General features: G+C 60.1%; 14 protein-coding genes. 9 read left to right on the top strand and 5 right to left on the bottom strand.

What is annotated here, in order from left to right; all coding sequences use genetic code 11:
- Nucleotides 1-63 precede the first annotated feature (63 nt).
- On the top strand, nt 64-381 hold the full coding sequence (locus ACIOYV_RS05285) for a YqjD family protein (RefSeq protein WP_054046382.1): 318 nt from the start codon (nt 64-66) through the stop codon (nt 379-381).
- Between the two features lie 135 nt (nt 382-516).
- Here ACIOYV_RS05285 and ACIOYV_RS05290 read toward each other — a convergent pair whose 3' ends face one another.
- Nucleotides 517-1,548, bottom strand: a complete 1,032-nt coding sequence (locus ACIOYV_RS05290) for an Ldh family oxidoreductase (protein ID WP_401321479.1) — start codon at nt 1,546-1,548, stop codon at nt 517-519.
- 202 nt (nt 1,549-1,750) lie between these two features.
- On the opposite strand from ACIOYV_RS05290, the gene ACIOYV_RS05295 reads away from it, so the two are divergent.
- Nucleotides 1,751-6,529, top strand: coding sequence for a dermonecrotic toxin domain-containing protein (locus tag ACIOYV_RS05295; protein ID WP_401321482.1), 4,779 nt, complete (start codon nt 1,751-1,753; stop codon nt 6,527-6,529).
- Nucleotides 6,530-6,570: 41 nt separating this feature from the next.
- On the opposite strand, the gene ACIOYV_RS05300 is transcribed toward ACIOYV_RS05295, so the two are convergent.
- On the bottom strand, nt 6,571-6,840 hold the full coding sequence (locus ACIOYV_RS05300) for a PepSY domain-containing protein (RefSeq protein ID WP_054046388.1): 270 nt from the start codon (nt 6,838-6,840) through the stop codon (nt 6,571-6,573).
- A 152-nt stretch (nt 6,841-6,992) separates the two neighbouring features.
- On the opposite strand from ACIOYV_RS05300, the gene ACIOYV_RS05305 reads away from it, so the two are divergent.
- The gene (locus tag ACIOYV_RS05305) at nt 6,993-8,006 is read left to right on the top strand and encodes a FecR family protein (protein WP_401321485.1); all 1,014 of its coding nucleotides are present in this window, start codon (nt 6,993-6,995) and stop codon (nt 8,004-8,006) included.
- A 60-nt stretch (nt 8,007-8,066) separates the two neighbouring features.
- Here the strand turns inward: ACIOYV_RS05305 and ACIOYV_RS05310 are convergent, their stop codons facing one another.
- Entirely contained in the window at nt 8,067-10,400 is a 2,334-nt protein-coding gene (locus ACIOYV_RS05310) for an acylase (protein ID WP_401321487.1), read from the bottom strand.
- 253 nt (nt 10,401-10,653) lie between these two features.
- On the opposite strand from ACIOYV_RS05310, the gene ACIOYV_RS05315 reads away from it, so the two are divergent.
- Nucleotides 10,654-11,058 carry a fe2+ zn2+ uptake regulation protein gene (locus ACIOYV_RS05315; RefSeq protein WP_401321489.1) on the top strand — a complete coding sequence of 135 codons (405 nt, stop codon included), beginning with the start codon at nt 10,654-10,656 and terminating at the stop codon, nt 11,056-11,058.
- On the opposite strand, the gene ACIOYV_RS05320 is transcribed toward ACIOYV_RS05315, so the two are convergent.
- Nucleotides 11,048-11,236 (bottom strand): hypothetical protein, encoded by a 189-nt coding sequence (locus ACIOYV_RS05320; RefSeq protein WP_163909977.1) that lies wholly within the window; start codon nt 11,234-11,236, stop codon nt 11,048-11,050. The genes ACIOYV_RS05315 and ACIOYV_RS05320 overlap by 11 nt on opposite strands.
- A gap of 582 nt (nt 11,237-11,818) precedes the next feature.
- Between ACIOYV_RS05320 and ACIOYV_RS05325 the strand changes: the two genes are divergently transcribed.
- From ACIOYV_RS05325 to ACIOYV_RS05345, 5 genes are read left to right on the top strand one after another with little or no spacing between them, the layout of a single operon-like run.
- Complete coding sequence (locus ACIOYV_RS05325) at nt 11,819-13,042, top strand: MFS transporter (RefSeq protein WP_401321492.1); 1,224 nt, start codon at nt 11,819-11,821, stop codon at nt 13,040-13,042.
- Between the two features lie 20 nt (nt 13,043-13,062).
- Complete coding sequence (locus tag ACIOYV_RS05330) at nt 13,063-14,193, top strand: acyl-protein synthase (protein ID WP_401321494.1); 1,131 nt, start codon at nt 13,063-13,065, stop codon at nt 14,191-14,193.
- A gap of 1 nt (nt 14,194) precedes the next feature.
- Nucleotides 14,195-16,624, top strand: coding sequence for an acyl-CoA reductase (locus ACIOYV_RS05335; protein ID WP_401321496.1), 2,430 nt, complete (start codon nt 14,195-14,197; stop codon nt 16,622-16,624).
- Nucleotides 16,621-17,910, top strand: coding sequence for an AMP-binding protein (locus ACIOYV_RS05340; RefSeq protein ID WP_401321499.1), 1,290 nt, complete (start codon nt 16,621-16,623; stop codon nt 17,908-17,910). The genes ACIOYV_RS05335 and ACIOYV_RS05340 overlap by 4 nt, the downstream gene beginning before the upstream one ends.
- On the top strand, nt 17,907-18,824 hold the full coding sequence (locus tag ACIOYV_RS05345; RefSeq protein ID WP_401321501.1) for a GNAT family N-acetyltransferase: 918 nt from the start codon (nt 17,907-17,909) through the stop codon (nt 18,822-18,824). Before ACIOYV_RS05340 ends, ACIOYV_RS05345 begins: the two co-directional genes overlap by 4 nt.
- On the opposite strand, the gene ACIOYV_RS05350 is transcribed toward ACIOYV_RS05345, so the two are convergent.
- On the bottom strand, nt 18,813-19,739 hold the full coding sequence (locus ACIOYV_RS05350; RefSeq protein WP_401321504.1) for a LysR family transcriptional regulator: 927 nt from the start codon (nt 19,737-19,739) through the stop codon (nt 18,813-18,815). The two genes, ACIOYV_RS05345 and ACIOYV_RS05350, sit on opposite strands and share 12 nt — an antisense overlap.
- Nucleotides 19,740-19,745 lie beyond the last annotated feature (6 nt).

Below are 19,745 nucleotides of genomic sequence, written 5' to 3' on the forward strand. Positions count from 1 at the left end.
CAACTTTTTCAATCGCCGCAGACTCCATTGTTCACTGCCCACTTACCCGCAAGGAGTTACTCAATGGCCCGCAAAACAGCCGTACAAACCGCCGCAGACCAAATCAAGGACCAGGCATTCAGTGAACTTCAGGCGCTGATCGAAGAATCGGACAAACTGCTCAAGAGCAGCGCGTCACTGGTCGGTGAAGAAGCCGATACGTTGCGTGGGCAAGTCGCCCAGAAGCTGCAACTGGCACTCGAATCCGTCACCAGCGTGCGCGAGCGCACCAAGCCTGCGGTCGATGCCACTGAATCCTACATCGGTGGCCATCCGTGGCAGACCGTAGCGATCTCCGCCGGTTTCGGCCTGGTGGTCGGGTTGCTGCTCGGTCGTCGCTAAACCTTTCGGTTAGCCACATCTCCCTGTGGGAGCGGGCTTGCTCGCGATAGCGGTCGATCAGTCAACATTGATGTTGAATTCAAGGCCGCCATCGCGAGCAAGCTCGCTCCCACAGTTTTTGGACCTCGGAATACTTCAGAGCCCGGCGAGTTCCCGCAGATTCGCCAACACTTCCGGTTCCAACCGAATCCCTTCAGCCGCCGACTTGGCACGCTGATGATGTCGCCGATCCCCCGGCAAACGCTTGAGCCCAACCCCATGCATCTGCCGCACCAGTTCCTGGCTGCGCTCGGCGAAGCTTTGCCCGGCGGCCTTGCTCGGGTCGATCACGATCAGCAATTGACCGGTCCACGGCGTCTTGGCGCCCGGATGGTTCGACCAATCGAACTCGAAAGAGAAATTGCCGCCGGTCAACGCCGCCGCCAACAACTCGACCATCATCGACAACGCCGAACCCTTGTGCCCGCCAAACGGCAGCAATGCACCGCCTTCAAGAATCGCTTTCGGGTCCTGGGTCGGCTGGCCGAGGCTGTCCACGCCCATGCCCGGCGGCAAGCGCTCGCCCTTGCGTGCGGCGATCTGTACGTCGCCATGGGCGATGGCGCTGGTGGCCAGGTCGAAGACAATTGGCTCGCCGTCGGCCCGTGGCGCGGCGAAGGCAATCGGGTTGGTGCCGAACAGCGGACGGTCGGCGCCATGCGGCACTACGCAGGTCATGCTGTTGACCACGCTCAACGCCACCAGGCCTTCATAGGCGAAGGGTTCGACATCCGGCCAGAGCGCGGCGAAGTGATGGGAGTTGCGGATCGCCAGCACGGCAATCCCTGCGCTACGGGCCTTTTCCATCAGCAAGCCGCGGGCAGCGGCGAGCGCGGGCTGGGCAAAGCCGTTGGCGGCATCGACCCGGACAAACCCCGAGGCCACGTCTTCGACCACCGGCACGGCTTGACCATTGACCCAGCCGCTTTTCAGCGTCGACACATAACCGGGAATGCGGAACACACCGTGGCTGTGGGCACCGTCGCGCTCGGCACCGGCGCAGTTGAGGGCCAGGGTCCTGGCAACGTCGGCGGAGGTGCCATGGCGCAGGAAGACATGTTCGAGCAACACAACGAGTGAATCGAAATCAAGGAGTTCGGTGTTCGAACTGACGGGTGTTGCGGTCATCTGAGGCTCCAGTTTTATTATTGAGTTCGGGCTACAGGCTGAAATGGGGTTGTGCGGCAACCCGGTAATACATCGGCGATTAATCGCTGTTCTGGAGGGCTCCTGTCAAGCCTCGGCGACAGGATCGACTCAAGCAATATGTACCGCACCAAGGCTTCGCGCCGGCCTTACTGTTTTTCCTCAACCTAACCGAGGAAAAACCATGACAGCTCCCCCGCTCCCGTATTTTTTTGACGAGGCCGAAACGGCAGCCATCGCCCGGCAACCCGGCGATCGCGAAAAAGCCCTGAACTTCAGCATCGACGACCTCAAGTGGCTGAAGGCGGTTTACCTGGCCACCGACACGGCTCGCGTCGCCCATAAGCCCGGCATGCAGGTGCACAGGCTGATGCTGACACCGGACAAAGGGGCGGCGATTACCCTGGCCGGGGCTTTTTCCATGGGCCGGTTCAACGATGGCGAGGCCACGCTCTACACACCGTGGAAAGGCTTGATCAAATACGCGGACATCAACGACCTCAAAAACACAGTGAAACGTTGGCTCGGCGAAACGGCCGGCAAACGCGAGTTGCTGCGCTATCTGTCCATCGAACAGCGCTGCACTGTCCTGGCCGCCAGCACTCTGAGCGTTTCAACCCAGTCGATCGACGGTGCAGTTTTCCAGGATCAGCAGACCGTGATCGAGCGCAATCAAAACCACAACATCACGACGATGCTGGCCGAACTGATCAAGTGCCCAAGCCTGCGCACCATGCTCGATGACGTGCTCAAGAATGCCCTGGCCCGACGTTTTCCGGGGCTGGACCAGCGTCGCACGCGACTGGACAGCTTTACCGGCAATGCCCCTCAGCGCCAACTGTCCTCACTGTCGCTGAGCGAAGCAGTGCTGCACTACTACCTGAACAACCAGTGGCCGGACGGCGACACCCGGGTTTTCGTCCATCCTGCCCGTAATGCGAACATCTACGCCGACAATCTGGCGTGGGAAGTGGCGATCAAGGAGATCGCGCAAAGCCTGACGCCGCACTTGCGCAGCCTGCTGGACACCTTCTGGAACAGCTCCATGGGCAACGGCCTGGCTCGCTCGGAATTTTTCGCGCAAAGCCTCGGCGACACCTACTGCGTGGACCTCCTGCTCAAACGCCAGCAAGGCATCCTGAGCAGCGAGGAATACCTGCGGCTGATGGACGTCACCCTCGCGGGCACCGACGATCTGCCCGCCTCGAACGATCCCGTGCGGATCGAGAAAGTACGGATCACGGCGCCGCTCAGACACCACGTCGAACCGGCCTGCACCTTGATGATCGGCACCGACAAGGCCAACGCGTTCCTGTACACCCAGACCAGAGGGGTCGAAACCAGCGGCAACCTTGGCCAGATCAAGAACACCTTGCTGGGCATGATGAAAAGCGAGGGCCACGATGACAATCTGTTCAACTTCCTGGCCCTCGAAGAACGTGGCCTGTTTCTGTCACTGGAGGAACAACAACGGCTGATTGTCGGAGCACCGATTGTCGGCCCGGTGTTCGCGCACTTGATGGCGGACGTAGTGGCCAAGCAACGGCAGAACCTGACTTACGCCCTGAGCCGTTACCGTGAAAGCGCCGGTGTTCTGGACCCGCATGCACTGCTCGACAACGCGCTGGATGTACGCGCCCTGATTGATAAACGGCTGCTGCCCGTCGAAGCCAATGGTCGCTGGAGTACCCGCGCCGATCAGCGCTGGAGCGCGCAACCGGCCACCGTGCGCGCGGACTCGGCCAAACAACAGTTGGCGCTGCTGTCCAGCGTCGAAAACTCCCTGGAACAACAACTGCAAAAACACCCGGCCATTCCCGGCGCCGCCACCACGCTCGCGCAGGCTGAAGACGGTGTTCGCGCTTCGCTGGAGCTGCTCAAACCCAAGTTCGCCCATACGCTATCGACGGCGTTACGCAGCGAACTCAAATTGTGCAGCCTTGCCCGCACGCTCGGCAGCGTGGAACAGACGATGGTGCAGAGCGTTCTCGATACACCGGTGCGCCTCAAGCGCGCTGCCCTGAACGGTTTCCTGCCGGATGTATTTAGTCTGGCGCTGAAGACCGACGGCGCTGACCCGTTGAAATTGGCCAGTTGTTTCGCGCTCACCGAACGGGGCGGCCTGGATCCTGAGCATTCCGGCAAAACCGTCCTGTGGACCCCGGCGCTGGGCTTCGAAGCCTTCCCGGCACTGACTCCGATGCGGGCTGAACTCAACCGACGCCTGCTCAGCGAGCATGAGCGCCACGGGTTGCTGGAGAATCTGCTGCGTAGCGAACGCGTCGCTGGCCGCGTCTTTACCCTCGCGCCGCTGCAACTGATTCATGAGGATTTTCTCGAGCACGTGCAACAGCCTCATATTCGGCTGGATAACCACTTCCTCGAGCACGTACTCGCCTCCAACCTGCCCACCCGTCATCGCGCTGATCTGTTGAGCCTGACCGCACTGGCCGTGCCCAAGACCGGCCTGCAACGGGCGACGGCAGTTGCTCAGTCCCTGATCACCCGGCAGAAGCTGCCGGCATGGCTGGCCAATGCGTCGCTGGAAGATCAGATACTGCATACCGAACTGTTGATGCAGTATTTGAACAATGCCGAGGACGACAAGGACTACCTGAGCGGCATTCGTTCCCTGGAGCGCACGGCTCACCATGAACTGCACAAACAGCTCAGGGCCGACAAACACGACATTGACCCGGACACGATTGAAATCCGCATCAGCCCCCGCGCAACGTCCGATGCACAAACGCAAGCCCTGCCGACCTTTGCCTTGATTCACCTGCACGACCTGGACGCACTGAGCTTCAAGTCCGCCTCGCTGACCAATAAGCCGCTGCCTGCCACTCTCGACGAGACCTACGTCAAAAACCTGATCCGCAACCTAAAGCCCGGGGAACATCAGCGCACCGAGCTGAGCAAGGCCTTCGCCGATTCCCATGCCGATGCCGCGACCCGCAAAAAACGCTTCGCCAAGCAATTGCCCTGGCAACTGCTGCATTACGCCCATTCCGAGAAACTCCAGGAACGCTTGAGCGCAAGCGGGTTTGACCTGATTCGGCAAGTCATCGACATGCCCGACGCGATTGCCCGTGACGCGGTGAACGGCAGCAACGCGATTATTCGTCCACTTGAACTGCTAGGCACTCGCCATGAATCGGCGATCAACGTGCCGGGTGTCTACCTGATCGGGCCAAAAAAGGACGCGACCGGGCCGCAAGTGCTGCTGGCGCCGTACAGTTCGGAACACGGGATCAAGGAATATGAAAACGAAAGTGCGCTGCTGAGCGAGCTGAAAACCAACGGCGCGTTGCAGCGTTGGGTGCTCAACTGCCTGACCCCGACAGACCGGGCCCTGTGCAAAACCCGTCTGGCCGGCCCTGCTAGCGTCAAACTCGCCTCCAGTCCCGTCAAAGGGCCGTTGTTCATGCAGTTGTTTAAAGACAACGCCGACCTGTTGGCCCGGTTGCTGGGCTGCCAATCGAGTACCGACGGGCAAAGCGAATGGGCAACCATCAAACGTGTCTTGGGCGAAGACCTGGACCAGGCGCTGACCTTCGTGTCGGGCAAACTGGCCTACCCCGTCACCGTATGGCGCAGCTATCGCGACATCAAGGCGTCGGCTGAAGACCTGCAAGAACATCAATGGGGGGCGGCGTTGAAAGCTTTCATCCGCGGCATGGCGCAGCTGGCCATGTTGCGCGAGTCGATGGACAGTCGCGAGCCTTCGCCACCCGCCTCCGATGCCGTCACGGACTGTGAACGGATCGACATCACCGCCCCCGAACGCACACGGTTGCAACGTCACGAAAGCACCGATGTTGACCTCGGCGCCCTGACGCAGGACAGCAAGCTTGGGCTCTACGCAAACACCGCCACGCAGCAGCATTACGCGCCGATTGACGGCAAGGTCTACCCGATCCAGAAGCGCGGCAGCCGCTGGATCATCCGTGGCGATAAGGTCGATGGGCCATATGCGCTACAAAACGCGTCGAAAAAATGGGTACTGGACACAGAAGCTCAGGCGCCGCGCTATAACCTGCTCCGGCGCTTGAAGACTTGGGACACGGTCAACGCAGGGATGAATGTCCAGGCCGATGGCATGACTGAGATCCGCCAGCTGTTTCCGGTCCGGGCCAGACTGATCGATGAAGGGCTCGACCTGGCAACCACCTACGCCTGGAACAGCTTTCGCAATCTGCAGTTGTTGAAGACCTCGTCCACTCGAACGACGCCGGTCAATTTGTTGATCAGGGAATTTATGGATGTACCTGAAGTGCTGCCCGAACACGTGACGATGATTGAAAAAGTCGTGGAAGAGATCCTCGGGGCGCTGCTCGATCCGACGCTCAGGCAAGAGAAATCCACACGGTTTGTCATCGGCAAGGCCAAGGATGAAGCAGAACACGTTTTGGCGTTTGCGATTCCGAAAGATCAGAGGAACAAGATCTACCTTGCGGAGAAGTTCTTCTTCACCAACTTTGACTTCTACCGTAATTACCTGAAAGACGCCTCTTTCCCGATCAACACCCATGCGCGGGCGACCACGCTGATCCATGAGCTGTCGCACATGATCTGCAAGACCGAGGACATTGCGTACCTGGACGCGTCGCGGCCCTTTGTCGACCTGATGGAAACCACCACCCTGCGAGCGGTAGAACTCAAGAACGCCCTGTCAGACGTTCAGAACAAGGCACTCTCGACTCAAACTCCGCTGACGGAATTGTTCACAGTTTTCAATTTCGAAAACAATACCTGGGAAGATTTTGGCGATACGACGCTTGAGATTACCGAGAGGCCCTTGAGACATGTGTTGAGTTTGACCGGTAAAGATACCCTGGACGAGGCCAGGACGATTTTCATGAGCGATGCAACGGTGAGGCTGGCGGTGCAGTTGGGTAATGCCGATTCGGTGTCCTGGCTGATCAGCCATCTCGGACGTCAGGTCCATACCCGTACGCCATAAAGTAAATGCCAGGGCACTGTGGTTGCAGTGCCCTGAGCGGTTCAGTCCTTCTGATCGCGCAGGATATTCCCCGAAGCGCCATCAATGCGGAACTCATAAACCACGCCATCGGCCTTGCGGCCCTCACCTTTCCAATAACCGTTGTTGTCGGCTTCTACTTCATAGACCTCGACATAACCTGCCTTGGTCTTCGCGGTTTCAATGGCCTTCTCGATCGAGATCCAGCCGGCCCCCGGACGATCAGCCATGGCTGCGCCAGCGCTCAACAACGTTGCAGCAGCAATGACGGCAGCAAAGGTTTTCTTGATCATTTTTTCACTCCATTTGTGGATACTGTGTATTGAGGTCCTATTTTTAGGGCCTTGCGGGGAAAAATAAGTTCCACTTTGATGGGTAATTGCCATGACGGATGTTCTCGATACGTTGCCCTCAAGGTTAGAATGCAGCAAATCAGGATGAGTCAATGACCGAACACACCTTCTCGGAAGCCGAATACGACGCCGTCACCGATGCCGCTGCGCACTGGTGCATGCGTCTGCACGCTATCGACTGCACAGCCGAAGAGCGCCAGGCGTTCGAGCAATGGCATGATGCGCATCCGCTGCATGCATTCGAATACGAAGCCATGCTGGAGATCTGGGACGTTGCCGGCGATTTACCGCGTCCAGAATCCGCCGCCGCGCCTCTGCACGTGCCCCTGCCCAGCAAGCCCTCGACTTCCTGGCGCACCTTCGGCCTCAGCGCCGCAGTCTGTGCCCTGGCGCTGCCGCTGGCGGCGTACACCGGATGGAACCTTGGCTGGTTGCCCAATTCCTATCAGCATTTCGAATCCACTGACAACGTGCGCCAGGTCACCCTGAGCGACGGCAGCCAGGTGGAACTGAACCTGAGCAGTGAGCTGACCTTCAGCAACTACAAGGATGAACGCCGGGTCACGCTGAAAAAAGGTGAAGCCTTCTTCAGCGTCAGCCACGACATGAAACACCCCTTCATCGTCAAGGCAGCCGAAGGCCGGATTCGGGTGACCGGCACCAAGTTCAACGTCTGGCTGTATGAAGATCAGGTGCGTGTGAACCTGATCGAAGGCTCGGTGCTGGTGACCAGCAACGACGCGCTGAACGGCGACGGGCTGCGCCTTGGGCCGTCGATGCAGGCGCGTTTCCGCCACGGCGACTTTATGCCGCAGATCAGTGAAACCTACGCCAACGACAGCTCCCTGGCCTGGCGCAGCGGCAAACTGGTGCTCGATGACCTGCCGCTGAGCGAGGCATTGCCACTGATCAATCGCTACTTGGCCAAACCGGTGATGGTTGCCGATAAAAGCACCGCTTCGATCCGCCTCGGCGGCATCTACAACATCAAGGAAATCAACAATCTGGTGGCGACCCTGCCCCGGGTGTTGCCGGTGTACCTGACTCGCAACGAGAACGGCAACCCGGTGCTCAATGCAATTCCCAGGCAAACGCCAAAAAGCTGAAGGCCGCTACCCCTAAGGGGTGCGGCCTTCATGTTTGCTACAGACAGATAGAGCGGCGTTTTACTGCGTCGCCACCTTCCCGGCTTTCTCATCCGACTCGCGAATGGTCTGCACCTGATACTGCGGATCAGCCTTGATCTGCTGCTCGGTGAATGGCAACACACTCAACTGTTTCTTCGAGAAGGCCAGCGTCTGGTCCCGGGCGTACTTCGACGCCGGATCACTGGACAACGAGAACGCCAGCAAGCCTTGCGCGTGCGGACCTTTTTCATCAAAGGTCACGATTTGCAGGTAACTGGTGCCGCTGACCACTTCCAGCTTGCCGTCGGTTCTCGGCACGCTCTGGATTGCGTTGTAAATCCCTAGCGGGCCAGGCCCACCATGGATCGACGTTTGCTGCCCGCCGCTGCTCACCACTTGAATATCACCCCAACGGGTGTCCGGCGTGAGCCCCATTTTCGTGGTCAATTCAGCCGACGCGAGCATCGCTTCGCGTATCGCTTTGGCGACTTCCGGCCGTTCGAACGCCAGTCCGCTCGGGGTGTGTTGCGCGTCTTTCGGATCGAACGCCACACGCCAGATGTCCGGCGACTGTTGCAGCGTCTGCATGACATTCTGGAAGTGCACCAGTCCCGGACCGCTGTCCAGATTCGCCCGGCCATCCCACGCCTTCAGGCTGGCACACACCGATGCCTGCGCGGCTGCCTCGGCACTGCAGAATTTCAGCAAGTCTGGCAACACCTGCGCCGCCAGATACACCTGATCATCCATCACCATGTGTTGCAGATCCGCGGCGGCCAGCTTCCCGGCCTTGGCCAGCGCACCCAGGCGATCCAGGGCAAATCGCGAACGCAGGCCCAGCGGCTGGCTGTCCTGACTGATCAATGGCGAGAAACCGGTCAGCGGTTGCGCCGGGTTGGCCAGCCACGCGGAATCGTTGGAGTGCTGTACAAAGTCTTTGCGCAGTAATTGCGGCAATTGGTCCGCCGCATAAATGCCTTTTTGCGCGGCGTTCGGATCGATGTCCCAGGCGCAGGCACTGTTGGAGCCATCGAGCACGATCATCTTCAGCCCGATACGCGGATCGCTGCACTTGGCGAGCTTGTCGGCACTCACATTCGGCACCACCGACAGATTCATGTAGAGCGTCTGCCCCTGATCGTCCGCCGCCAAGGTGTTGACCCACGGAATGCCCTGGATCTTGTGCACCGACGCCTGCAAATCCTTGAGGCTGGTGGCGCGGTTCATCGCGTACCACTGCTGCAAGACGCGGTCGTTTTCCAGGTTGGCATCGCGCAGGCTATAGGCGAACTGATTGTCCCAGTCGAGCTTGCCGGGCCATTGCACGATCGGGCCGAACACCGAACTGTAGACCACGTGGGAAACCGGTTTGACCTGGCCATCCGGCTGTTTCACCTGCACCGTCAGGGTCTGTTTATCCAGCGGCAACGACTTGCCATCCAGCAGGTAGCGGGTCGGATCCTTGGGGTCCAGTTGCAGGCGATACAAGGTGAAATGCTTGGACGAATCCACCGTGTGGGTCCAGGCCAGGTGCTGGTTGAAACCGATATTGATCATCGGCAGACCAGGCAACGCGGCGCCCATCACATCCAGTTTGCCGGGAATGGTCAGGTGCATCTGGTAGAAGCGCATCCCGCCGACCCAAGGGAAATGCGGGTTGGCCAGCAACATGCCGCGACCGTTGAACGAGCGCTCGCTGCCGATGGCCACCGCGTTGCTGCCACGGTCCAGCGCGAAACGCTGCTGACGTTCGGCGGCCAGCAGGAACGACTGCGCGCCGCCCACCGCTTGAGCGACCGCCGCCGGTGGCGTGGCGCCGGCCAAGGCTTCGGCAAACTGCCCGACGCCGCCTTCTACCAACAGGCGTCGCGTGAGTTTCACCAGGTCCTCGGCGGCAATCGGGCGCACCCAGTCGCCCTGGCATTGCGCCGGTAAACCCTGGGCCTGACGTTCGGCCAGCGAGCGGTTGTAGCCCGCCACGTAACCGTCGATCAGATCGCGCACTTCCGGGGTTTGCGCCTGCCAGAAACCGGCTACCGCTTGTGGAGTATTCAGCCAGTTGAAAAACAGGTCGCTGGCCGGGTTCGCGCGTTCTTCGAGGGTGAATTGATCCGGGCCGAAATACCGCGAACGCTCGCCGTTGACGGTGACGATCTCGTTGGCCATCAGGCACAGGTTGTCCTGGGCGTAGGCGTAGCCGATGCCGTAACCGAGCCCGCGCTCGTTCTCTGCACGAATGTGCGGCACGCCGAAACTGGTGCGGCGAATATCCACGGACGAAGGTTCCGGCGCACTGCGCGCGCTTGCCGCAACACTCAGCCCCAGCAACACACCTGCAAGACTCAACCGGGTTAACTGCCTGCTAATAATCACGCTCGCTCCTGATGGACATGGCCTGGAAAAATCACACCCGCGTTCTACACGGAATGTGCCTGTCCTCAGGAACGAATAAATCATCAGCAAATTTAGGCGGCGCAACGGTTTGCCGATGCCGAATCACATGGCGATCACATGCCATCGACAAATTTTCTACATCAAAGCCTTCATGATTTGTCGTGCTCGTTCGTCTTAATGATTGAGAGCACCATCACCCTTTCCTGATCAGGCTCTGAAAAGGAGTTTTTGAATGTACAACTCGCAACTGCCAACGGACGGTAGCCATGCGCCAAAAGGTATTTCCATGACCCAGGGTGCAGGGATCTTCGAACAACGGGCCGAGCGCCACGGAAACGAACGAATCAGAGTACTGCTCAAGAGCTTTGGCCTGCGCACCAGCCTGATTCGCCTGAAAGTCATCGACGCCTTGCTGAGCGCCGCCGAAAGCGAGCGCAACCTGGGCGTGCGCGGCGTGCACACGTATTTGCTGGACCTGGATATTCCCCTGTCCTTCCTGAGTGTGCGGGAAGTGTTGAAGCGGTTATGCAGTGAGGGCGTGATCACGCTCAATCCGGACAAAAGCTACAGCCTGCATCCGCAGGCTATTGCCATTCTCTACAGCGAGTCAGCCTCGGGCGCGTCGCTCAAGGCTTGACCTTGCGGCGCATCACGCCGTTGACGACCACGACGATCACGGCCACGCCAATGGCGATGTACTGAAACAGCTTCTCGCTGATGATCCCTGCGTTTTGCAGATACGAAAGGCCGAACATGATCCCCAGGACCAGCAGGGAGATCAGAATCGAGTATTTCAAACGTTGCGACTGGGTCATTGCGGGTTCCTGAATCTTGAAATGTATCCGGTTTGTATCCGTTTGCATGCCAAGCCCCTACCTTCGGGCGGGGATAAACGCCGGCAAACGCAGTCTCATGTTACAGCCGATGAAGAGTTTTGGCTTCATTGCGGCGATAACCATGAGGATTTTGAAATGCTCCGTCGAATCACACTGCTGATTCCCCTGATCGCTCTGCTTTCCTTGAGCGGCTGTATCATTTTCCCCCACGGCGGCTGGCACGGTGACCACCATTACGATCGTGGCGGACCGGGTTATTACCAACATCGGTAGTCCCGACTGTTAAATCCCGTGTAAGACAAAACAACCTTTTTGATTAAACCTGAACAAATGCCCGCCTTGTCGCGGGCATTTTTCGTACAGCGGATTGTTCGCACTTATGTAAGTTTGGATCCATGTCACCCTGGATTTCCCGCCTGCTGCTGACACTCGCAATACATGGCAAACCGTTGAAACCCCCCGTCTCAATCGCTTTATAGAGCGCCGCGCCCTTGATGATTAGTCTTTCGGTACACCGTTACAGGAGCCCCCTCCTCAAACTTTAAGTATCGACAGGAAGTCATGCCTACATCATCCATCACTATCCGTCCTATCCGTTTAACCGGTTTTTGCCTGGCCATCGCAGCCTTCGAACTCCTGACCTATATGGCCAGCGACTTGATCATGCCCGCCATGTTGGGCGTGACCGAGCAGCTTGAGGCCGATCCCGGGCATGTCCCATATGCCTTCACGCTGTATTTGACTGGCGGTGTCCTGCTGCAATGGCTGGTCGGCCCGTTATCCGATCACTATGGGCGTCGTCCGCTGCTGCTCATGGGCAGCGGGCTATTTGCCGTGGCGTGCGGCGCGGCGTATTGGGTGCAGGGCATCGAGGTGTTCAATGGCTTGCGATTGATTCAGGGCATGGGCCTGGGTTTTGTCATCGCGGTCAGTTATCCCGCCTTGCAAGAGGCGTTCTGCGAGGCCGATGCCGTGCGGATCATGGCGTGGCTGGGGAACATCGCCCTGCTATCTCCACTGTTCGGCCCCTTGCTGGGCAGCCTGCTATTGCAGTGGTTGTCGTGGCGCGAAATGTTCCTGGCATTGGGGATCGCCGCCCTCGCCGTCTGGCTGGCTTTGTATGCGTTCATGCCGCAAAGACCCGGCGCCCAAACCAGCGCCAAACCCTTCGACTTGCGCGACACTCTGCACCGCTACGGACTGTTGTTGCGCAACTGGCCGTTCGTGCTGTCGTCCCTCGCCCTGGGGCTGATGAGCTTGCCGCTGATTGCCTGGATCGGCCTTGCGCCACTGCTGTTGATCCACGGCCAGGGTATGTCGTCGTTGCAATACGGGCTCTGGCAGATCCCGGTGTTCGGCGCGGTGATTCTCGGCAATCTGCTGCTCGACCGATTGATTGCCAGGGTGGCGCTGGCGCAGTTGATTCGCTATGCGCTCTGGCCATTTTGCGCGGGGCTCGTTGCCCTGCTGATCGTCGGCTTGTATGGCGCTGCAACGGATTGGTTGGTCGGCTGTCTGGCGCTCTACGCCTTGGGCCTCGGCATGAGCAATGCCGCATTGTACCGGCTGGCGCTGTTTTCCAGCGCGGACAGCAAAGGGCTGGTGTCAGCCATGATCGGCATGATTTCAATCTCGATCATGGGCGGCGCCGGGTCAGTGATCGCGGCGCTCGGTGGCGGCGACAGCCTTGAGTCATTCGCCATCATCGCCAGTATCGCCGGGCTGGCCTGCCTCGTGCCGCTACAACCTTTCCTGCGTCGCTGCCATCTCACGGCCGCCGCCTGATCAAATCAAAAGGACTTTTGATGATTCACCTTCCCTACACCGACGCACTGTGTGCGCTGGCGCAGCCTTACGAGCCGGATTCGGTACCACCGGGGCTGTTCGACCGCGCCATGGCTGAAGTCAGCCTGTTTCATTGCCACCACACCCCTGGCTACGAACGCTGGCTGAACAGCCATGGCCTGGATGAAAAAGCCCTCGAAGCGCTGGATAACTGGTCGCAACTGCCGCCGATCTTCGCCAATTTTTTCAAGCAGCAACTGCTGTTGAGTCCGAGCGGTGAAGACGCGCTGGAGCTTACTTCGTCCGGCACCAGCGGCCAGAAAAGCCGCATGCGTTACGACGCTCGCAGCTTGGCCGCCGCCCAAGGCATGGTCACGCGGATTTTCCAGCACTATGGCTGGGACACCCCGGACACGCCGTGCAACTACCTGTTGCTGAGCTACGAACCTGAAGCCGACAACCGTCTGGGCACCTCTTACACCGACCAGTTTCTGTGCCGTTATGCGCCGGTCAATCAGGTTGTCTATGGCCTGCGTCGTACCGGCACTGGCCATGAGTTCGATCAATTCGGCGTGATCCGTGCCTTGCAGGCGTTCGCCGAACAACAACTGCCCGTGCGCATTTTCGGCTTCCCGGCGTTCCTGTGGCAGGCGTTGCAACGCATGCAGGCGACGGGTATTGCGCCGCTCACATTGCCGGTGGGGTCGTTGGTGTTTCTCGGCGGCGGCTGGAAAAACCATGCGGCGCAGGAGATTCCCCGGACTCATCTGTATGAACGGATCGCGCGGCAACTGGGTATCGATCCGGCCCGCTGTCGCGACGGCTACGGCGCGGTCGAGCACGCGGTGCCCTATATCGAGTGTGCCCATCATCATTTTCATGTACCGGTTTACTCGAAGGTTTTCGTGCGCAATCCATCCGACTTCAGCGTCCAGCCCTACGGCCAACCCGGCCTGTTGGGCTTCGTATCGCCCTATATCTCGTCAAGCCCGGCGCATGCCGTGGTCATGAGCGACCTGGCCACGCTGTACCCCGGCGCGACATGCGGCTGTGGCCTGTCCAGTGACTGGTTCCAGTTGCACGGGCGCGCCGGCACCAGCGCCGGGCGCAGTTGCGCGATGGCTGCGGCCGAATTGATCGGGAGGGTTTGAAATGTTCCTGATCAATGGCCAATTGCACGCCGGACTTTCCCTCGAAAGCGCTCTGGACACCCTGCACCACGCCTTGCCGCGATTGCTGATGTCGCCCATCGACAGCGACACCGTCGTGGCCGCCGCCGCTCGCTTTGCCGAGCAATTGCAGACGCTCGAACTGGATGTGGGCCTGGCGGAGGAGCAACGCCTGGGGCTGATCGATTTCTGCCAGCCTGGGCACCTGATCGACAAACTGCAGCGCGAACTGGGTGTGCAGGCGCGCTCATTGAGGCGCATCGATTACCGACAATCGCGCTTCGAGAGTTGGCACCCGTTGGGGCTGGTGGTGCACATCACGCCAGGCAATGCACCGATGTTGGCATTTTGTGCGGTCCTCGAAAGCCTGCTAGCCGGCAACATCAATTGGCTGCGCCCCAGTTCCAGCGATCAAGGGCAAACAGCGCGCCTGCTGCACGCCCTCGCCCAGTGCGACAGCAGCGGCAGGCTGGCGGACTTTATCGCGGTGTTGCCGGTGGACACCGCACACATCGGGCGCCTCTGTACCCGGGCCGATGGCGTGGCAGCGTGGGGCGGCGAAACCGCGCTCAAGGCCATCCGTCAGCAACTGCCCGGCGGCTGTCGCTGGATCGACTGGGGGCATCGGATCAGTTTCGCGTACCTGAGCCCCGAGGCTGCACAACCGAGTGCGCTCGATACCTTGGTCGATGAAGTCTGTCGTCTGGATCAACAAGCGTGTTCCAGTCCGCAATGGGTGCTGGTGGACAGCGATGACCCGGCCGTTCTGCGGGATCTGGGTGCGCGTCTGGCCGAGGCGTTCGAACGGCGCCATGCGCAGTGGCCGGCGCTGCTGCCCACCGATCAGGAAGCCTCGGAAATCACCACTCGCTGCGCGATGGCCAAACTGGAGCAATGTTTTGCCGGGCACACCGGTGAAGTCTGGACCGGCGCCGGATGGCGGGTGATCTGGGAACATCATCGGACCCTCGCGCCTTCACCGCTGTTTCGCACGTTGGTGCTCAAACCGGTGCCGCAGCCGCTGATTGCCGAAACCATGCTGCCCTGGCGCACGGTTCTGCAAAGCTGTGCCTTGATCTGCCTACCAGCGCAAACCCCGGCGCTGGTACGCAGCCTGATCAATGCCGGCGTCACGCGCATTGCGCCTGCCGGGTCGATCCATGATGGCTACGCCGGTGAGCCTCACGATGGCGTCTATGCGCTGACACGCCTGAGTCGCCGGCTCTCGGTGAGCCTGTCCGCTGGCGTGCTGAGCAGCCATGCGAGCCTTGATGCACTGCCCGCAACCCCGGACATTGCCGGTCTTGCGATCATGGACAAAACCGCGTTCCAGGCCCAACCCATAGACCCCACGGCGCAGTTGTACTTCCGTTCTGGAGGTAGCAGTGGCCCCCCGGCGCTGGCTGGTTTCAGCTACCGCGACTTCCATCGGCAAATGCGCGCAGCGGCTGACGGGCTATTCGCTGCCGGGCTGGATCCGTCGCATGACCGGGTGATGAACCTGTTCTACGGCGGCAACCTTTACGGCGGCTTTTCGAGTTTTTCCTGGATCCTGCAACAGATGGGCGCCACGCATTTCCCCATGGGCGCGCCCCATGACGATGACTTCAGCGAAATCGCGCAAATGATCGTGCAACAACAGGTCAGCGTGTTGATCGGCATGCCGAGCACCCTGCATCGTCTTTTTCTCAGTGAGCAAACGACCCTGCGCGGGTATGCAGGCATTCGCAAAGTGTTTCTCGGTGGCGAGCATACGGGATTGGCCAGCCGCCAATTGATGGAAAGTTGCGGCGTCTCGACGATCCGCTCGGCGATTTACGGCTCCGTCGACGCCGGCCCCTTGGGCCACGCTTGCGCCGCGACCGGCGATGGCATCTTCCATTTGATGTGCGATACCCAACATCTGGAAATCGTCGATCTGGAACAGGACATGCCGGTCCGCAACGAAGAGGTCGGGCGCCTGCTGTTCACCTCACGGGCCCGCCAAGGTCAGAGCGTCCGTCGCTACGAAGTAGGCGACACCGGCCGCTGGGTGACCGGCCCATGTCCGTGTGGATTGAGTTCACCACGCTTCCAGTTGCTGGAGCGCCATGGGCAATGGCTGCGGATCGGCACCGAGTTCATTTCCCCTGCACAGCTCGCTCAATACGCAGGCGTGCCTGTTCAGATGGTGCTCGATCATACAGCCAACGGGGTCGAACGCTTGGTAGTGCGGGCCGAGGCCGACGCTGATCAGGTTCACCAGCAATTGCTTTGCGACACAGCACTTAAAAATGCCGTGGACGCTGCACTGCTGGTGCTGGAAATAAAGACCTGCGCCGCCACTCAATTCGAGCGCAATAAACACAGCGGCAAAATGCCGTTGGTGATCGACCGGCGGCAACGCCCAATAACGGAAAAGGAATTCCAATGAACGAGCTACTTACGCTAGAGCAACTGGTGCAATACCTGCGCGAACACTCGCGTTTTTATAACAAGCACCTTGAACACTTGCCGTTGCAGGGATTTACCTCGGGCGATATCCCCTTGATCGACGGCAACACTTATTGGGCCGGCAGCCACGACCTGGCGCAGTGGCCCGTCCTTACAGCCCCGGTCGACGATGCACTGTTGTTTAAAACCGGGGGCACCACCAGCCAGGGCAAACTGGCGGTCTACACCCACGCGGAATGGCAAACCCTGGTCACGGCATTTGGCAAAAGCCTCTCGGCGCAACTGAACGGCGGTGACCGGGTGGCCAATCTGTTTTTCTCCGGCGACCTGTGCGCCAGCTTCCTGTTTATCCACGACTCGCTGGCCCACGTCAGCGTTCCGATCAGCGAATTCCCCTTCACCGGCAACGCTGATTTTTCAGGGTTGGCGGCGGCAATTCGCGACCATCGAATCAATGTGCTGGCAGGCATCCCGGCGCAGTTGCTGAAGTTCGCGGCTTACCTGACCGAGCACAACCAGGTATTGCTCGGCGTCGACACGCTGCTGTATGGCGGGGAAAGCGTATTTGCCGGGCAACTGACGATCTTCGCCCGAGTCTTTCCGAATGCCCGCGTGACTTCCATCGGCTATGCCAGCGTTGACGCCGGATTGATCGGCGGCAGTGATCGTGACTGTGTCCTGGGTGAACATCGGGTGTTCGACCAGCACACCTTGCTGGAAATCATCGACGAACACAGCGGCGAGATCATCGAAGAATGCGACCGTGTGGGGCTGTTGGTGGTGACCAATCTGAGTCGTCGCCTGATGCCGCTGTTGCGCTACCCGGTGGGCGACCGCGCTTGCTGGCTCGAACCCGTCGCCAGCCCGAGACGCAAGTTCGCCCTCAGAGGCCGCAGCGCCCATAGCCAGCGAGTACGGGTCGGCGTGATGTCGCTGCAGACGGACGAGATACACCAAATTGTCCAGCAGGTAACCGGCGGTGATCAGTGGCAAATACGCATTGAACAGGTGGAATACGTCGACCAATTGAGCGTGAACTGGGTGCCCGACACCGGTGCTTCGGCCATCGAGCACGTGAGTGCTGCGCTGCACGATGCACTGGTCGCCCACTACCCCTCCATCAGCACGTTGAGCCATGACGGCTTGCTGGTTTTCCAGGTCAAGCCGTGTGCCGCCACCGAACTCGCGTTGCATCCGCGCTCGGGCAAACAATTGCGGGTCCTGGACTTGCGGGTATACACGTGCGCGTCGCAGGTCGGGCCATGATTTTCCGCCCCTTCAGGGCCGCCGACGCCCAGGCTGTCAGTCAGCTGTTTCGCCTGGTCTACGGCGAACTTTACGTGCAGCCGGACGTTTATCTGCCGAAGCTGATCACCCAGCACAACGCCGACGGTCGCTGGCAATCCATGCTCGCGGTGCAAGGTTCACAGGTGGTCGGCCACGCGGCGTTGTGTCGCGACAGGCTCCCGACCGCCAGCGCCGAACTGGCCCTCAGCGTGGTGCACCCGGCGGCCCGTGGCCAGAGCATCGCCACTCGCCTGGGCCGCGAGGTGCTGGAACACGCAAGCGCGGTCGCGGGTCGCTGCGTGCTGATCAAGCAAGTCACCCATCACCCGTACACCCAGCGCATGGCGCAAACCCTGGGGTTCCACTGCACCGCAATATTGCCCGACTACGTGCCGTCGCCTTTCGCCGGGGCATCGGCGGAAAGCATCGTGGTCGGTGTCCACCCACTCGACGGCCACGCTTGCCGGCTCCCGGACATTGCCTGGCCGGACAGTTGCCGTGGGTTCATGCTGCATCTGGGTTCGGTGTTTGGCAGCGGCAAGAGCGCGGCGGTTTACCCGGCTCACCCTGTGCACATGCAACAGCATCAGCAAAGGTTCGATGTGGTCATTGAGCGGCTGGACAAACGCTTGCTCGATCAGCTGATTCAACTGCCGGCGGCCTGGCTGATTTCCCTGAGGCTGGCCCTGTCACCGGGCTTTGCCGAGGACTGTCAGCGTTTGAGCATCAAGGATTTTGTGTTCACTGGGGTGATGCCCGCACCCGATCAGGGGCGATGGTTCGCCTTGTTCCATCGCGGTGCCCGTAAAAGGGAGCTGCAACTGCACTGCCCGCACATGCAACGACTGCATGACCACTTGCAAGGGGCCGAGGCCGATCAGTCAGCCGCCTGAATCACTTCGATAAAACTCCTGGCCCGGTTGCGCACAGAGTTCAACCAGCCAATCAACGAATACCCGCACCCGCCGGGATAACTGGCGGTGCGGCGGATACAGCGCCGTCAACGGCATCCCCGGCGGCGGCGCGTCCTTGAGCACCTCGCACAGGCGTCCTTCGCTCAATTGTCGGGCAACGTGATAGTACGGCGCCTGGACCAGACCATAACCGGCCTCACACGCGGCCATGTAGCCGTCGGCGCTGTTGACCGACACCTGCTTGGGCAGATTGACTGCTTGCACCTGCCCCGCCACCACAAACTCAAGCCCGAAGCGCGTGCCGGTGGTCGCGGAGAAATACTCCACCATCTGATGGCCGTGCAGGTCCGCAGGATGCTCGGGCACGCCATGAAGTTTCAAGTACTCGGGGCTGGCGCAGGTCACCTGATCGAGCATGACCAGTGGCCGCGCCACCAGAGAGTCATCCAGCGGCGAGCCACCGCGCAACACGCAATCCACGCCTTCGCGAATCAGGTCAATCGTGCGGTCGTTCAAGCTGATTTCCAGTTCGATCTGCGGATACCGGGCGGTAAATTGCGGCAATGCCGGAATCACGATCAGCCGCCCGATTCCCGCCGGCATGTCGACCCGCAGCAAGCCCTTGGGATTGTGTCGGGCGGCGGAAAACACCGCTTCGGTTTCCTCAAGGTCCGCAAGCAATTGCACGCATCGGGGGTAATAGGCCGCGCCGTCGAGAGTCAGGCTGATATGCCGGGTGGTGCGCTGCAACAGTTGCACCCCCAGGTGCGCCTCTAGTTGCTTGATCAGAATCGTCACCGAAGCACGGGGCATTTGCAGGCTGTCCGCCGCCTTGGCGAAGCCGCCCAGCTCGACGATCCGGGTAAACACGCGCATGGCGTTGAGACGGTCCATGGTTTT

Origin of the sequence: Pseudomonas sp. NPDC087342 (assembly GCF_044744265.1) — a bacterium.
GTDB lineage: Bacteria > Pseudomonadota > Gammaproteobacteria > Pseudomonadales > Pseudomonadaceae > Aquipseudomonas > Aquipseudomonas nunensis.

Excerpts from the sequence above, each read along its gene's own strand:
- ACIOYV_RS05340 (WP_401321499.1), top strand. The coding sequence starts at position 16,621 with ATGAACGAGCTACTTACGCTAGAGCAACTGGTGCAATACCTGCGCGAA.
- ACIOYV_RS05320 (WP_163909977.1), bottom strand. The coding sequence starts at position 11,236 with ATGACCCAGTCGCAACGTTTGAAATACTCGATTCTGATCTCCCTGCTG.
- ACIOYV_RS05335 (WP_401321496.1), top strand. The coding sequence starts at position 14,195 with ATGTTCCTGATCAATGGCCAATTGCACGCCGGACTTTCCCTCGAAAGC.
- ACIOYV_RS05285 (WP_054046382.1), top strand. The coding sequence starts at position 64 with ATGGCCCGCAAAACAGCCGTACAAACCGCCGCAGACCAAATCAAGGAC.
- ACIOYV_RS05300 (WP_054046388.1), bottom strand. The coding sequence starts at position 6,840 with ATGATCAAGAAAACCTTTGCTGCCGTCATTGCTGCTGCAACGTTGTTG.
- ACIOYV_RS05330 (WP_401321494.1), top strand. The coding sequence starts at position 13,063 with ATGATTCACCTTCCCTACACCGACGCACTGTGTGCGCTGGCGCAGCCT.
- ACIOYV_RS05350 (WP_401321504.1), bottom strand. The coding sequence starts at position 19,739 with ATGGACCGTCTCAACGCCATGCGCGTGTTTACCCGGATCGTCGAGCTG.
- ACIOYV_RS05290 (WP_401321479.1), bottom strand. The coding sequence starts at position 1,548 with ATGACCGCAACACCCGTCAGTTCGAACACCGAACTCCTTGATTTCGAT.
- ACIOYV_RS05315 (WP_401321489.1), top strand. The coding sequence starts at position 10,654 with ATGTACAACTCGCAACTGCCAACGGACGGTAGCCATGCGCCAAAAGGT.
- ACIOYV_RS05325 (WP_401321492.1), top strand. The coding sequence starts at position 11,819 with ATGCCTACATCATCCATCACTATCCGTCCTATCCGTTTAACCGGTTTT.
- ACIOYV_RS05345 (WP_401321501.1), top strand. The coding sequence starts at position 17,907 with ATGATTTTCCGCCCCTTCAGGGCCGCCGACGCCCAGGCTGTCAGTCAG.
- ACIOYV_RS05295 (WP_401321482.1), top strand. The coding sequence starts at position 1,751 with ATGACAGCTCCCCCGCTCCCGTATTTTTTTGACGAGGCCGAAACGGCA.
- ACIOYV_RS05305 (WP_401321485.1), top strand. The coding sequence starts at position 6,993 with ATGACCGAACACACCTTCTCGGAAGCCGAATACGACGCCGTCACCGAT.